Source organism: Lysinibacillus sp. 1 U-2021, assembly GCF_029916965.1.
Classification (GTDB): Bacteria; Bacillota; Bacilli; order Bacillales_A; family Planococcaceae; genus Lysinibacillus; species Lysinibacillus capsici.
Genome location: NZ_CP123966.1, coordinates 3,455,836 through 3,470,704 on the forward strand (window position 1 = coordinate 3,455,836; position 14,869 = coordinate 3,470,704).

15 protein-coding genes are annotated in these 14,869 nt (G+C 34.9%); 5 read left to right on the plus strand and 10 right to left on the minus strand.

Features of this window, described 5'->3' with window-relative positions; all coding sequences use genetic code 11:
* Positions 1-175: 175 nt before the first annotated feature.
* Positions 176-979: a GNAT family N-acetyltransferase gene (locus tag QH639_RS17940; protein WP_250783511.1), complete on the plus strand. Its 804-nt coding sequence runs from the start codon at positions 176-178 to the stop codon at positions 977-979.
* A gap of 110 nt (positions 980-1,089) precedes the next feature.
* Here the strand turns inward: QH639_RS17940 and QH639_RS17945 are convergent, their stop codons facing one another.
* Positions 1,090-1,956, minus strand: a complete 867-nt coding sequence (locus tag QH639_RS17945) for a MurR/RpiR family transcriptional regulator (protein WP_237898797.1) — start codon at positions 1,954-1,956, stop codon at positions 1,090-1,092.
* A 317-nt stretch (positions 1,957-2,273) separates the two neighbouring features.
* Positions 2,274-3,503 carry an MFS transporter gene (locus QH639_RS17950; protein WP_131520871.1) on the minus strand — a complete coding sequence of 410 codons (1,230 nt, stop codon included), beginning with the start codon at positions 3,501-3,503 and terminating at the stop codon, positions 2,274-2,276.
* Positions 3,504-3,707: 204 nt separating this feature from the next.
* Here QH639_RS17950 and thrC point away from each other — a divergent pair, with 204 nt between their 5' ends.
* The 3 genes from thrC (at position 3,708) to QH639_RS17965 (ending at position 6,457) form a co-directional block, all read left to right on the plus strand.
* On the plus strand, positions 3,708-4,760 hold the full coding sequence (gene thrC, locus QH639_RS17955; protein WP_131520872.1) for a threonine synthase: 1,053 nt from the start codon (positions 3,708-3,710) through the stop codon (positions 4,758-4,760).
* Positions 4,757-5,671: a homoserine kinase gene (gene thrB, locus QH639_RS17960; RefSeq protein ID WP_259419922.1), complete on the plus strand. Its 915-nt coding sequence runs from the start codon at positions 4,757-4,759 to the stop codon at positions 5,669-5,671. The genes thrC and thrB overlap by 4 nt, the downstream gene beginning before the upstream one ends.
* Before the next feature lie 99 nt (positions 5,672-5,770).
* A complete protein-coding gene (locus QH639_RS17965) occupies positions 5,771-6,457 on the plus strand; it encodes an MtnX-like HAD-IB family phosphatase (protein WP_281114901.1) in 687 nt (228 codons plus the stop codon).
* A gap of 55 nt (positions 6,458-6,512) precedes the next feature.
* Here QH639_RS17965 and zupT read toward each other — a convergent pair whose 3' ends face one another.
* The 8 genes from zupT to QH639_RS18005 form a co-directional block, all read right to left on the minus strand.
* The gene (gene zupT / locus QH639_RS17970; RefSeq protein ID WP_016992734.1) at positions 6,513-7,322 is read right to left on the minus strand and encodes a zinc transporter ZupT; all 810 of its coding nucleotides are present in this window, start codon (positions 7,320-7,322) and stop codon (positions 6,513-6,515) included.
* A 158-nt stretch (positions 7,323-7,480) separates the two neighbouring features.
* Positions 7,481-8,089, minus strand: coding sequence for a phosphatase PAP2 family protein (locus QH639_RS17975; protein ID WP_281114902.1), 609 nt, complete (start codon positions 8,087-8,089; stop codon positions 7,481-7,483).
* A gap of 85 nt (positions 8,090-8,174) precedes the next feature.
* A complete protein-coding gene (locus tag QH639_RS17980; protein WP_255501606.1) occupies positions 8,175-8,306 on the minus strand; it encodes a hypothetical protein in 132 nt (43 codons plus the stop codon).
* A gap of 39 nt (positions 8,307-8,345) precedes the next feature.
* A complete protein-coding gene (locus tag QH639_RS17985; protein WP_237898800.1) occupies positions 8,346-9,245 on the minus strand; it encodes a hypothetical protein in 900 nt (299 codons plus the stop codon).
* 414 nt (positions 9,246-9,659) lie between these two features.
* A complete protein-coding gene (locus QH639_RS17990; protein WP_225341057.1) occupies positions 9,660-10,271 on the minus strand; it encodes a response regulator transcription factor in 612 nt (203 codons plus the stop codon).
* Complete coding sequence (locus QH639_RS17995) at positions 10,255-12,543, minus strand: sensor histidine kinase (RefSeq protein ID WP_227744932.1); 2,289 nt, start codon at positions 12,541-12,543, stop codon at positions 10,255-10,257. Before QH639_RS17995 ends, QH639_RS17990 begins: the two co-directional genes overlap by 17 nt.
* A 5-nt stretch (positions 12,544-12,548) precedes the next feature.
* The gene (comX, locus tag QH639_RS18000; RefSeq protein WP_131520877.1) at positions 12,549-12,707 is read right to left on the minus strand and encodes a competence pheromone ComX; all 159 of its coding nucleotides are present in this window, start codon (positions 12,705-12,707) and stop codon (positions 12,549-12,551) included.
* Positions 12,708-12,719: 12 nt separating this feature from the next.
* Positions 12,720-13,622, minus strand: a complete 903-nt coding sequence (locus tag QH639_RS18005) for a polyprenyl synthetase family protein (protein ID WP_131520878.1) — start codon at positions 13,620-13,622, stop codon at positions 12,720-12,722.
* Positions 13,623-13,962: 340 nt separating this feature from the next.
* On the opposite strand from QH639_RS18005, the gene QH639_RS18010 reads away from it, so the two are divergent.
* Complete coding sequence (locus QH639_RS18010; RefSeq protein WP_131520879.1) at positions 13,963-14,508, plus strand: hypothetical protein; 546 nt, start codon at positions 13,963-13,965, stop codon at positions 14,506-14,508.
* The last annotated feature ends 361 nt before the right edge of the window (positions 14,509-14,869 follow it).

A 14,869-nucleotide genomic window follows, 5' to 3' on the forward strand; every position in this document is an offset into this window, starting at 1 on the left:
AAAACTCTCTATTTTTACCAACCTATTTTTAACATTCAATAGTAAAAATGCCTCTTTTTTATAAAATAATTAGTTTATATAGATATTTAGTTGGGTTTTCATATTTAAGTCATCATAATTTTATGCTATCATCAGGTAGTCTATATTTTTGGATATTCAGGAAATGGGGATTACGATGACGAAGAAGATAGAAAAAAAGTACATTCCTTTAGCTAACTATTTTGATGTAGCTTTACAACAAGAAATTACTTTATCCTTTAGTGAATTAGAAAACATTATGGGACAAGCATTACCGAACGCTGCCTACTTAAATAAAAGCTGGTGGAAAAAAACTAAGCCCCCTCTCTCACATTATTTATCATGGACAAATGCAGGCTATTATGTCATTGATGTTAAGCTAGGTTCTAGTGTATCTTTCTCACGTACGCAAATGAAGTCTACCGAAAACAACACTTCTAATAGTGAGGAGAATTCATCTGCATACATAATACGAGGAATTGAAGCATCTGATGCTAGATCATTCATTCATTTACAAGAGGAGATTTTTCAAGAAACTGACTTTATGTATAATGTTCAAAATGAGCTAGATCTCACTGTCCAACAACTTCGTAAAAATTTAACCTATTGGAAGCAACTAAAAAACCGTACTATACTACTTTGTGTACTAAACGGAATCTTTGCAGGTTATGCAGTTATTCATGGATATAAACAATCAAAAGCTAGACACGTTGCCTCTATTCGTTTAGCTGTGAAAGAAGAGCATCAACAAAAAGGTATTGGCTCCGCACTAATGAAAGCTGTAGAAAGTTGGTCTAAACAACATGATATTTCCCGTTTAGAGTTATCTGTTATGGAGCATAACAATGTAGCTTTACGTCTCTTTACAAAGCTAGGATTTCATCAGGAGGGCATTCGAAAAAATGCCATTAAATTAAATGATACTTATATTAATGAATATAGCTTGAGTAAAATTCTATAATTCACTTTCCCTAGATGTCTAAATACTATTTGGACATCTTTTTATATAGAAAATTTCAAAAAAATACGCATAGATAGTTTGTTGAAACAAACTATCTATGCGTATTTACATTAAAAAACCTGCTTTTCTCTAATAGCATCTAAGAATAATACATTACTTTCTACTTGCTCGTACGATTGTTGATATTTTTCATAGTGGTCTTTATCCTGGCTTATCATTTCCTCTATTAACGCATGCAAAAATGAAATCAAGACTGGTGCAATATCTAGAGAAGAATGATTCTTGGTGCCGAGGGTAAATAATGCACTAGCATATTCTCGAATAGGCGAAAACGCAGAACCTGTAATGGCAATAATTTTCACTTTCTTTACCTTTGCAATTTCAAGAATCGTTTTAATATCCACAATTTGTTTATCAAAAGAAAGTACAATTAAAGTCGTATGTTCGCCCATACTGTTTATTTGATTCACTAAATCATCTGAGTCTAAACGAAGCTGCTTAATATTAGCACGGAGTGTTTGCAGTGTATTAGATAGCCAATTTGCTACAGATGCATTGTGACGAGTACCTAAAATATAGATATTATCTCCTTCATGCATCCATTTTGAACATTTTTGGATCTGCTGATCGTTAATCAATTGAATTATTTCTTGAATATTTTGGCTATCTCGTTGCATCACCTTACCAAAGCTAGAATTAGTTAGCTTCTTAGCAGTATATGTAGGCTGTAGATTTGCACCTACATCTTGAGACATAATATAGGCTCTAACTTCCTCTTGCAGTTCTACATACCCTGACAAATCCATAGCATAACAAAATCGAATCACGGTTGATTCACTTACATTAGCCAATCTGCCAACCTCTGCTGCTCCATTAGCAATCACTGTTGTGGGATTATCCATTACAAATTGAGCTACTTTACGCTGGCCCTTTGACAGCCTTACAAACCTTTTCTTTATATCTTCATGAATACTCATTCCTAACAACCTTTCTTTCAATGACCTTATCACGAACGGGAGATTGTTTCCTACTGGCTCAAAATTCGATTAAAAATACAGTATCACGATTACAATTTGAATACAATGACTTTTCTGAAAAATCTTCATCGCATTAACCTGCTAATAAAACAATTTGATTTACGCTTTAACCATTTTATATTGATTTGTCATTTTAACAAATAAATCAGTCAAATCGAATAAAAATTAATAAAATCTTATTTTTATGTATTATTTAAGCGAAATCAGACAAAAATGTCCTGGACCAATTCCTTTGATCCAGGACATTCTATTTCATATTATTCTAGTTCAAGCTGCTTCGTTTCCTTCCCAAGGAAGATGACCCCTATAACACCGATAATAATCGCTCCACAGAAAATGGCAAAGATAAAGCCTATATCATAGCCTGCCGTTAATAAAAAGCCAACGAGCAACGGACCAAAAATACCACCAATTCGTCCAACTGCTGCTGCCATACCAGCACCTGTTCCACGAATAACTGATGGATATTGCTCGGGTGTATAAGCATATAATGCTCCCCAAGCTCCTAAGTTAAAGAAAGATAAAAGCATCCCTGAAGTTAACAATACGGCTAAAGTATCTGCATTACCAAAAATATAAGCACTCGCTGCAGTACCAATTAGATAGGAAACAAGGACAAACTTACGTCCAAACTTTTCTATAAACCAAGCGGCTGTAAAGTAACCTGGTAATTGAGCTAAAGTCATGATCAAAACATATTTAAAGCTTGTGATCATGTCAAAGCCTTTCCCTACCATCACACTTGGCAGCCATAAAAACATGCCATAATACGAAAATACAACTGTAAACCATAATAGCCACAGCATAAATGTAGAACGAGCATACTTTTTTGACCAAACCTCTTTCATATTTTGGCCAATGCTCCGTTTTTTTGCTTCTTCCTTCACAGTAAATTGTGGTGAATCTGGCAAATGCCAACGAAGATAAATAGCATAAAACGCTGGAAGTGCTGTTAGTATAAGGGCTACTCGCCATCCCCATGTGGGAATAACAAAATACGAAATAAGTGCTGCAATTAACCAGCCTGCTGCCCAAAAGCTTTCAAGTAATACAACCACGCGCCCTCTTTCTTTGGCAGCCACACTTTCAGATACAAGTGTTGAAGCTACAGGCAATTCTCCTCCTAGCCCCATCCCTACTAAAAAGCGTAAAATTAAAAATGCAGTTAATGTTGTTGTAAAAGCGGATAATCCACTTGCAATAGAAAAAAGGACAAGTGTCCACATAAATATTTGCTTGCGACCTACTTTATCAGCAAACACACCAAAAAAGAGTGCTCCTACAGCCATGCCGATAGAATTTATACTACCAATCCAACCAGACTGACTTGGTGATAGTCCCCACTCAGCGGCCAATGCTGCAATGACAAAGGATAATATACCAACGTCCATCGCATCAAAGAGCCACCCAACCCCCGCTACACCCAATAATTTATTTCTGGAAATGGATTGCTGAGGTTTCTTTGTTACTGCTGTATTTATTGTCATCCCAACCACCTGTCTTTACACTTGACTTTACATTACAAGATTACTATACAGTTGTTTCAAGAAAGTGACAAGTACTATTCAAATTACCGAATTGTTTCGACAATTAATGAAATGGTATTGAAATAATAGTGCTATTTGCGTTAAAATGTCTTTTATACAAAAACAACTGTTCTTTCTATAAGAACAAAAGGAGATCGTTACGTTATGTGGAAAGGCCTTATCGAAGAATATAAACAATTTTTACCCGTAACTGAAAATACACCTGCTTTAACTTTAAATGAAGGCAATACGCCTCTTATACATTTAGTGAATTTATCTAAGAAACTAGGCATTGAGCTTTACGGAAAAATTGAGGGTGCAAACCCAACTGGCTCATTTAAAGACCGAGGAATGGTATTTGCTGTTGCAAAAGCAATCGAGGATGGAAGTCAATGCGTTATTTGCGCTTCTACAGGAAACACTTCCGCTGCTGCGGCTGCTTATGCAACTCGTGCAGGCATCCAATCAATCGTTGTTATTCCAAAAGGTAAAGTTGCTCTCGGAAAGTTAGCACAGGCAACAATGTACGGGGCAAAGATTATCGAAATTGACGGAAACTTTGATGATGCACTCAATATCGTTCGCCAAGTAAGTGAAACGACACCAGTTGCACTTGTTAACTCTGTAAATCCATACCGTATCGAAGGTCAAAAAACGGCTTCGTTCGAAATTGTTGATGCCTTAGGTTCAGCCCCTGATTATTTGTGTATTCCAGTTGGGAACGCAGGTAATATCACTGCATATTGGAAAGGGTTTAAAGAATATCACGCTGCAAAAAATAGTGGGCTACCAAAAATGTATGGCTTTGAAGCTGAAGGTGCTGCAGCAATCGTTAAGGGTGAGCCAATTGCTAATCCTGAAACAGTGGCAACTGCCATTCGAATTGGCAATCCTGCGAGTTGGACATTGGCAGAAGCTGCTCGAGATGAATCTGGTGGTATCATTGATTCTGTTACAGATGAAGAAATTGTAGCAGCCTATAAATTAATCGCAAGTACAGAAGGCATTTTTGTTGAGCCTGGCTCTGCTGCTTCTTTAGCAGGTGTTATGAAATCTGTTGAAAATGGAAAAATCCCTCAAGGCGCTAAGGTTGTAACAATCTTTACAGGGAATGGCCTAAAAGATCCTGATACAGCCATGAATGTGTCCACTGTAGAGGTCGTATCCCTTAAAAACGATGAAGAAGAAATTCGTGCATATATTGAGGGTGTACTATGAGTAAAATGTGGCAAATCTCAGTTCCTGGAAGCACAGCCAACTTAGGTCCAGGCTTTGATTCAATAGGACTTGGCTTGTCTCTTTACTTACAGCTTTCTGTTACCTTGCAAGAACAATGGGAAATTATTCATCTTGATGATAATGGTCCTAAAGAGTTTGAGCTTGAAGATCACTTACTATACATCATTGCAAAAAAAACTGCAGATCTATATGGTCAACAGCTACCTGCCTGTCGTGTGGAGATGACTAGTGAACTTCCATTGGCACGTGGACTTGGCAGCAGTGCAGCAGTTATTGTTGCAGGTATTGAGCTTGCTAACCAAGTCTGCAAGCTGGAGTTAACACTTCAAGATAAACTCAACCTCTCTTCACAAATTGAAGGACATCCAGATAACGCAACTGCTTCAGTTTTAGGAGGATTAACGATTTCTTCGATGGATGACAATGGCATAGTCGATACATTCCACATCAATGATATCGATGCCTCCTTTGTGGTATATGTACCAGATGTTGAATTAAAAACAAGTGAATCACGTTCTGTTTTACCAGAGCAATTTAACCGTTCCTATGCTGTTCACGCCTCAGCAAATGCAAATATGTTAGCCGCTTCTTTAATGGTACGAGATTTTGAACGTGCTGGACGTTATATGGAGGCAGATTTATTCCATGAACCGTTTCGTGCAAAGCTAATTCCTGCTTACGAAGAAATTCGTATGGCTGCAAAATCGAACGGTGCATATGGTACTGCTCTAAGTGGCGCTGGACCAACAATGATTTCTATTATTCCTTCTGCTATTGCCTCTGACTTCGTTGAATTAATGAAAAAGCAATTCCCAGAGCATCAAATTATTTTAACAAATGCTGATGAACATGGTGTACAAGTCAATGAATGTGTGAAACGTCTACTTTAATAGTAGGCGTTTTTTCTTGAAAGCAAGTTTGGATAAAACTAATATTATAGAAGTATAGAATTAGACCTTTTATACGCGCTTTTCTAAGGAGGAATTATCTTGAAACCCATTATATTCTGTGATTTCGATGGCACGATAACAGAAACAGATAACATTTTTTCACTTATGACTGAATTTGTACCAGAAGAATCTGAGAAAATTGCTCAAGCGATGATGGAGCAAACCATTTCATTTAAAGATGGGCTATCAGCAATGTTTCATCTACTTTCTACTCATCAAAAAGATGAAGTCATTCAATACCTAATGGAGTCGGCAGTTATACGTGAGGGATTTGGTGATTTTGCCCGCTATGCTCAAAATAACAATATACCATTTTATATTGTAAGTGGCGGAGTTGATTTTTTTATCGAGCCTTTAGTTGATAAATTTGGTCCCTTTTCAGGCATTTACTGTAATAAGGCCGATTTTTCTGGTAAACAAATAGAATTGATCTACCCAAATAGCTGTGATGAGGAGTGCGCTAAATACAGCACACAAGGATGTGGCTGCTGTAAACCAAGCGTAATGCGGAAGGTTGCTAAGGAAGATCATTTTAAAATTGTAATTGGTGATTCTCTATCAGATTTTGAGGCAGCTAAACTAGCAGATATTGTTTTAGCTAGAGATCATCTTATCCAACGCTGTAAAGAGCTCCATGTTCCATATAGACCTTTTACCACATTTCATGATTGTCTCAAAATAGTACAAGAGCTAGTGGAGTCAAAAGAAGCTGTTGTTACACGCTAATAGAAAAAAGAAAAAGGAGCCACTTTTACAAAGATGTCTCCCTTTTCCTACTTACTTATGCTAATAATACTAAGCTAATGGCCATGACCGCCATCCCCCCTACTAGACCGTACATCGACAAATGTGTTTCATCATATCTTTGTGCAGCCGGTAGCAATTCATCTAGTGAAATAAAGACCATTATCCCTGCAACCCCAGCGAAAACGATTCCAAACATGACATCTGTTAAAAAGGGCATAAGGAGCAAAAAAGCTACTAATGCACCTACAGGCTCTGCCAATCCTGATAAAAAGGATAATTTAAAGGCTTTCCTTCGATTACCTGTTGCAAAGAAAATAGGAACAGATACAGCAATGCCTTCTGGAATATTATGAATAGCAACTGCAATGGCAATAGCAATCCCTACATTCGGATCATTAATAGCTGACATAAATGTAGCGATCCCCTCAGGAAAATTATGAATGCCAATCGCCAGAGCTGTAAAAACGCCCATCTTCATCAAATGTTCTTCATTAACCTGTGGTTTGATGGCATTAACATCCTCTACCAGCTTTACTTCATGAGGATTAGTTGCCTTCGGAATGAATTTATCAATTAAGGCAATAAACAACATCCCACCGAAAAATCCTAGGATTGTCATCCAATAGCCATTTGTTGTACCTAATGCATTGGTTAAAGCATCTTTAGCTTTCACAAATATTTCTACAAGGGATACATAAATCATCACCCCTGCTGAAAAACCCAATGCTAATGATAAAAATTTTGTATTTGTTCTTGATGTAAAAAATGCTATTAAACTACCTACACCTGTTGCAAGTCCAGCAAACAGGGTTAATCCTAATGCCAGTAAAACATTTCCGTCCATGCCCTTCTTCCTTTGCTCTTTTTCTTATTGTACTCATCTTAACGTAGAAGTTTCCTATACGCAATTCTTTTTTATAAGGCAAATATCATTCTTTACAGTGTCTCGGTAAAATGTAAAAAAGCAGTATCTATCATGTGAAATAGATACTGCCTGTCTTTTTATTTATGATTAGATTGAAATAAACGTTTACGCCGTTCGTACCAAATGACACAGATGATAAACCAAGTATAGCCGATGCTCCAACCACCAAGTACATCTGTAGCAAAATGTCGAGCTCCTGCAATACGTGATAAACCAATAAGCACCATTAAAATTGTAGCCCCAAGCCACAGAAGGTTTTTACGTTCTTTACTACTATTCTCCGCTAAAATATAAGCAAGTGTAAATAAATAAAGTATACCTGTCATCGAATGTCCAGACGGAAAGCTAAAGGATGTCAGTTGATCCTCAATTTCAGGTCGTGGACGTTGCACCCATTTCTTTAGTAATTGATTCAGAACATTGCCTACTGCAAAAGTTAGTACAACAAATAGCATACCTCGATAATTTTTTACCTTCCAAGCTAAATACACCATTAAAACTATTGCAACAGCAACAACAAATTTCGGCTCACCTATATAATGAAAGATCTCAATAAAACGATTACCAAAAAGAAGCTCTGCCATCTTTGCATCAAATGTATTCATCAGCTGACTATGATAAGTGGCTCTTAATACAATAAAGACAATTAACGTTAAAACTGCTAATGGATATGCCCATTTTTTCATTTTTTCACCTCAAAAAACATTCATGCTATGTCCTTCACATCATAACACAAATAAATCTTTTCTGAATGAAATATAGGCCTTCATTTTATGAAAGGTTTACACCATTGACCTCTTGATAAATAGTGACAGATTCTTCTTCTGGTTTGTGAAAGTAATTGGAAACGGCCAATGCAACAATGAATAAAATGGCTACTATAGGTAGTATTCTTCTAAACATCCTAAACACTCCCTTATTCTTTTACTAGACCAAATTTGTCTACTTAATTAGCACTGGATCAAAAAGCCAATCTTTTGAACCAAAGTTTACATCCTTTTCTCCTCTAACCTCACGTGAAATACCATATTTTATAATAGTTTCTCTAAATCTTTTACTAAACAAAGTCTTTCTATATAGATATCTTCCATCATGACTACACTCGGCTGAGTAGAAAACATCACCTTTTAAGTTTTCCAAATCTTCATGATGATAAATATCAGGACCATTAATGACACCATTTAAACCACAACTACACGGAGGTTGCTCAGTTGCAAAGTATAATTTAACTCTGTCCTTACTACACTCAGGGAGTATTTGTATAGGAATAATTTGATAGGCTGGCTGTTTTCCTTCTTCCGGGCCTTGATGGATCACCTCTAAAAGCTCATAGCCTTCTAGTTTTTCTCTTTTCATTAAAGATACTAGTTCCTCAGAAGCTACCCAATAACCATTTACATGCACTAGATGACGATCTTTCATCTGCGTAGTATCAATGACTATTGGTGATAACTGCTCTTTATCCATGAGCCCACAACACTTACAATGTGTACTCAAAGAAAATAGTGTCCCTTTATCTTCTAAGAACATTTCCGGTGAATTACCTGTTGAATTTAAAGTAAATAATGGTGCTCGTTCATACTCTGTATCTGAAAATTCAAAGTAAAAACGTTCTCCGATTGAAACAATTCCAAATTCACGCTCTAATGACTCATATAAAGCTGTTACCTGCTCGTATGTTACATCTTCATTTAATGTAAAAATAGGATTAAATTTTGTTTTTAAGTTTCTTTTTCTCAATTCAGGCGCACCAATAGCAATACCATGACGATTATAAACGTTAATAACTTGATCTTGACTAGTTTCATCTATGGAAAACAAATTTTCAAGTTCTACTTTCACAATACACGCCTACCTTTATAAAGTTTTATGGTGAAGTATATTGACTAGCTAGTAACATTCTACTAACGCTACTTTATTCATAGATAGTCAGGCTGCTTATTTAATAAAATGATTTATATATTACTCACTAAAGCAAATCTACTTAACCATTGTTAATTTAAGCGTACCAGTAGTTATACCGTTATTTCAACTTCGGGTTTACGCCAATTTTCTGGCGTGATTCAGACAAATTTTTGGCGTGATTTGGCGGAAACAAAAAACACCGCCACTTTTTTGGCGGTGTCTATCATATTTTATAGGCAATTCAGTATAGGAATATGGTTTTATTTTACTAAGGAAATATATAGGATATTCAATTCCCATAATGCCCCCTATTAATTGAAAAATATACCAACAGTATAACATAGAAATATTTTAGAGTAAATTCATTCTCTCAGCAAGATTTACAGCTTCTGTTCGTGAATCTACATTCAACAAAGAAAAGAGTTGCGTTAAATATCTCTCCGTTGTACGTTGAGGAATATTTAATTCAATAGCGATGGCTTTATTTGTATGGCCCTCTGCAATGAGTCTTAGAATTTTCTTTTCCTTTTCATTTAAGTGAATATCTTTAGCGCCTTGCAGTTTAAATTTATCATCCAGAAAATCTAAGAAATTTTTAGGTAAAACAATTTCACCGTTTGCAATTGCCCTTACTGTTCTTAATATTTGCTCTTTCGAAGCTGTTTTAGCTAAAATACCTTCTATTTTTCTTTCTAAAATGAGTGGATAATAATCCGTAATGTCATCACCTGTGTAAAGAATAACTGAAGCATTTGACTGAATAGCCTTGATATTACGGGCTAGGTTAATTCCATTTTCTAATGGCATATTGATATCTATTAGATAGATATCGTACGGTTTATTCTTTATCCTTTGAATGACACAAGTTGCATCACTTTCCGTATCGATGATAATATCTTCATTCTCTTGAAATAAATTTTTAGTTCCCTCTAACACTATAGGGTGATCATCCACTATGAGCATCGTAATCAAGTGTTTCACTCCCTTCTTTCACCATGATTCTAATAAACATCCCTTTATTGATATTTGAGTCAATAGTAAATTGTCCGTTAAACGCTTTTACGCGCTCCTGCATACCTTGAATGCCCATAGATTCTGCTACTATAATGTCCTCTACATTACAGCCTACACCATCATCTTTATAAATGATTTCAAAACCATCGTTCATTTCTTTTAAATGAATTTCAACTGATACTGCATAAGAATGCTTCAATGCATTATTAAGTAGCTCTTGGAATAAACGATAAATCATCAAATTCATGCGCTCATCCTCTAAATAAAGACGATCAATGGTGTAAATAAGCATGAAGTTAGCTCTTTCTTGAACTTTCCGAATCAGTTTTTCTAAAGCAGCATTTAAACCTAATGTATCTAGTAACGGCGGTTTTAGGTTTTCACAATAAGTACGTAATTCATGTAAGGATGCAACCATTTGTTTATGAATTTTCGCAAGCTTTTCTTGAATATCCGTGGTATTTTTTGCATTTACTAGGACATCCACCTCGCGAGCTATATGAAGTTGCTCCTGTAAATTGGTGTCATGTAACTCTTGAGCTAACTGGTATTTTTCTTCTTCAAATCTTAGCCATAATAGCTTATTCAGCCATGGTAACTGACCATCATCAGCTTGCTTCATATGCTTCAGTTCCTCTAGCAGTTCTTCTACCATCTTGGTATTTTCAATAAAATTATTTACATATAATAAGAGTAGTTCAAGCCATAAAAGCTCCTCATCTTTTAAATGAATCGTATTATTATGCCCTAGCACTAAAGCTCTTTTAAAATGTGCATCCTGATGGAGGAATGCTATATAAACTTTGTCAATTTTGCGTATTTCACCTAATCTGATTTCTTCCATTGTGTCAGGATCGATCCTAATACTTTCACCAGCTATTGGTAAGAATTCGTTTTTGTCATAGTTATATGTTAAGACAAAAACATCCTCTAACTCCAGATGCACGGAAACCTCATAAGCAAACTTTTCTAAAAGTTCGTTAATTTTAATTGTTTTCCCAATTTTATCTACAGCTGTATATAGCTGATGAATATAGTCACCCTTTGTGGAAAATAATATTTTCCGCTTGCGATAATCGACCTTCTCTTTTACGTAAAAAAGTATGATTAATGAAGAAAATGTAAAGAAAGATACACCCGACACAACAGTCATGGTTAAATAACGCCCGGCAATAAAATATAGTCCCACTGTAAACCATACAGTAAAGATTAAAGAAAATATAACATAATAACGTAGTCTTGTAATATGGTACTCAATATCAAATAATCGCTCTGCTAATTGCGTAAAAATAAAGCTAAATGGTATAAACAATAAAAATAATGAGCTTATCTCAGAAGAAAGTATATACGTATGGAAAAAAATTTTAGGGAGTGCATATAAAAAAAGAAATGGTAGAAACGGTATTAATATACTATTTAATAAAATTTTCAACTGAGGTGAGCTGTACTTAAAATAGCTTATTAATAAAATACTAAGGATGATCACTAGGAGAATAAAGAAAATAGCCAATATAACATTGGAAAGAATATCATTTGAAGCAGGATAAATAGTACCCATACATCCTAATACAAAAGCTATAAAAGGAATTATATAAAAGAGCTTGATATTATTTGTAAACACCCAATTTGTTTTCACAAATGAATAATAATTTCTCAAAAAATGTAATAGTATAACTAAACATAACAGCATACTACTTCGATTTACGATAATGCCAATCGTATCCATCCTACCAGAGACACCACTACTTACATAAGCCAATGAAACGGTTAACATAAAAAGAATTAGTAAGTCAGCTAATTTTGTATTCCTTTGTTTGAAATGTAAATAAAATGCAACAAATAATGTTAATAAATAATAACAAGCTGGAATGATTAATACATAGATAAATTGTTGAGGGATATCCAAATGCTTAATATGTATATTGATTAGATCTCCATCGGGCTTCAGTACTGTTATTTCATTAGCAGATAAAATTTTAGATTTATATCTCAGTTGATTTAATTCATTGATGGGTTCATGATCTACACTTAAAATTGCATCACCAACAGAAATATTTTGATCCTCTGCCCAGTCTTTATAATAAAGTTGAGAAATAACCCATTTGTCATTCTCTTCTTCTACCCCAATTTGTATATAAGGCTCGCTATAATTCACATAATTTAAATAAAAACCAATAATTAAATAGAGAATTATAGCGGGCCAAAACAACTTACTTCGCAACTTTCTTAGTTCCAAATATCACTTTCTGTATTCATTTCACCGTTAAATGCTTCTAAAATTGCTGATTGCTCTACAGATGAAACTCCAACTAATGATGCTTTTTGCTCTTTTAATAGTGTAACTAGGCTTGGATTTTGCTCTAAATATTGGATTACATTAATCATTTTTATCTCTCCTCATTTCAATAGTTTTTGTAGGTATTCTCTACCTACCTGATTTATAGCTACATTTTCTAGGTAATTTAATGCTTTAAATTTATAGACGTTTTTTATGGTAATGGCATAACGTATCGCCCCACCATTTGTCAACGCATCTTCTGTTGCATTATTATCCAAATCTGTAACTATATCATCATTATAATAGCTAGAAACAGATTTTGAAACATCATTTTTCTGTGATAAAAGATAAATAATAGGCAGAGAATACCTTTTATTTAGCAGATCATTTTTAGGACCCCATACCTTTAAGCTTTGAATATCATTTTTAATTTGTTGGATGATCCCTATGTATTTCCCATATTCCTCTACTTCTTGAGATATTTCTCCTTTTGCAAGTACTTCGCCAACCAAGCAACCCATTGCTGTTAATGATCCGGATTTCAAGGTAATCATTTTTACATAGGAATCTTCATCGCGACAACTATTTAGTAAGTCTAATTGCTGTCCATTTATACTTTTTAATGCGTATTCATCAACTAGCTTTATAGCCGCTCTTTTATGTTCAAAAGAGGTTTCATCTATTGTTTTAGATGCCATGATCAGCATAGCTAAAGCAACGTTTAATGATAATTCAGGTGTTTTGTTCCAACTATAGTCTGAATCCTTATCCTGCAGATCATCAATAATATCAAAAGACAGTATTAAAAGTTCAATTGCAGCAGCTACCTTGTAGATATCTTGATTTATACTACTTGAAAATGCTTCATAATGCCAAAAACACATTTTACCAAAGGAAAAACCTACTGTTGTTTTTTCTTCTTTAAAGCTTTTTAGCATTAATTTTAGCTCAGGTCCAAGTAATAGCTCATTTTCTATAAGGATGTCTAATGATTCATTGATACGCATATCTAAATCCTTCAATAGTCCTCTCTCCTATCTAGTGTATTACTAGATATTATATAGATTAGTGGGAATTAATACTAGTCACGCCATTATATAATACATTAAATACCATTAATTCCTTTATAAAGAGAAAGACCGCCAAAAAATGGCGTTATTCATGCAAACCACGCCAGATTTTTGCTAATTATTACTAAAAAAATGGCGGTAGAGAACCAAGTACCGCCATTAAAGTGGCGTAAACTTACCATTGAAATGGCGCTCTAACAGATGTTACGCTTAGATTAGCAATAAAATATATTTATAAAGTCAGGATAGATTGATGAACATGAAATCTTTTTGTACTGGGAGTGACTTAAAATTGAATGAAACTGTTTTCATACTTACGGCTACTTTTTCATGTAATATCTCTGTCTCAGCTGAAGAAATTACAATTAAACAGCCTAGCAAGGATCAACAACGAATTGAACAAATCATTATTCAATCTGAAGTAAAAGCCTATCAAGATACACTATCTGCCTATAAAAATATTTCACTCTATTCAAAATATATTAGTGATATTCCTGGATTTGAGGATACATTTCAACAAAAACGAGATTATTATATTGAGCAATATGGCATTATTAGAATATCAAACGAAAGTATTTCTACTATGTCATTAGTCAATCCTTTCACTTTTGGATTAAATATAGATTCCCCTATAGTGTATGTAACGCCACATGACACAATTATTAATGCGAGAGGGCTGGCAATGGCGGCCAATGCATCAAATAAAAACAATCATTCAGATAGTTTGGATGAACTTTGTAATACAAGTATCTCAGGCTTGTCCATTAATGAGAACACCATATCCTTTAATATGGATTCGACATTTAGTAAATGGAGAAAACCATCTATTACACATTAACCTATACGCCTAGCTAAGCAGGTCACACTGATTGTGACCTGCTTTTTGAGTAATAAAACGACATCTCTACATAGTGTTGATAAACAAAGCAATCAATAGCATTTATATAAAAGATGAAAATGAATTTCCGTTGCAGGCTACTTGCTTTCCTGTAGGCGAGCGCCGAATCGCTTCCTCCGCTACTGCTCCGTTTAAAGTTTTGCCTGTCTCGCTATTCCATGGTAGTCCAGTAGCCCACCACTATAAACCACTTTTTAGCAAAAGTTTCCAAATAAAGTGAAGGTGTTCATTACTCTTTATGAAGAGGTGTTGTCACGCATCACTTCTCCACCTTGGAAATAAGAACTTATCCCCTCTAAGA

What these genes read in the sequence shown, in the direction of transcription:
- QH639_RS17940 (WP_250783511.1), top strand. Translation starts at nt 176, where the DNA reads ATGACGAAGAAGATAGAAAAAAAGTACATTCCTTTAGCTAACTATTTT.
- QH639_RS17945 (WP_237898797.1), bottom strand. Translation starts at nt 1,956, where the DNA reads ATGAGTATTCATGAAGATATAAAGAAAAGGTTTGTAAGGCTGTCAAAG.
- QH639_RS17950 (WP_131520871.1), bottom strand. Translation starts at nt 3,503, where the DNA reads ATGACAATAAATACAGCAGTAACAAAGAAACCTCAGCAATCCATTTCC.
- thrC (WP_131520872.1), top strand. Translation starts at nt 3,708, where the DNA reads ATGTGGAAAGGCCTTATCGAAGAATATAAACAATTTTTACCCGTAACT.
- thrB (WP_259419922.1), top strand. Translation starts at nt 4,757, where the DNA reads ATGAGTAAAATGTGGCAAATCTCAGTTCCTGGAAGCACAGCCAACTTA.
- zupT (WP_016992734.1), bottom strand. Translation starts at nt 7,322, where the DNA reads ATGGACGGAAATGTTTTACTGGCATTAGGATTAACCCTGTTTGCTGGA.
- QH639_RS17975 (WP_281114902.1), bottom strand. Translation starts at nt 8,089, where the DNA reads ATGAAAAAATGGGCATATCCATTAGCAGTTTTAACGTTAATTGTCTTT.
- QH639_RS17980 (WP_255501606.1), bottom strand. Translation starts at nt 8,306, where the DNA reads ATGTTTAGAAGAATACTACCTATAGTAGCCATTTTATTCATTGTTGCA.
- QH639_RS17990 (WP_225341057.1), bottom strand. Translation starts at nt 10,271, where the DNA reads ATGCTCATAGTGGATGATCACCCTATAGTGTTAGAGGGAACTAAAAAT.
- comX (WP_131520877.1), bottom strand. Translation starts at nt 12,707, where the DNA reads ATGATTAATGTAATCCAATATTTAGAGCAAAATCCAAGCCTAGTTACA.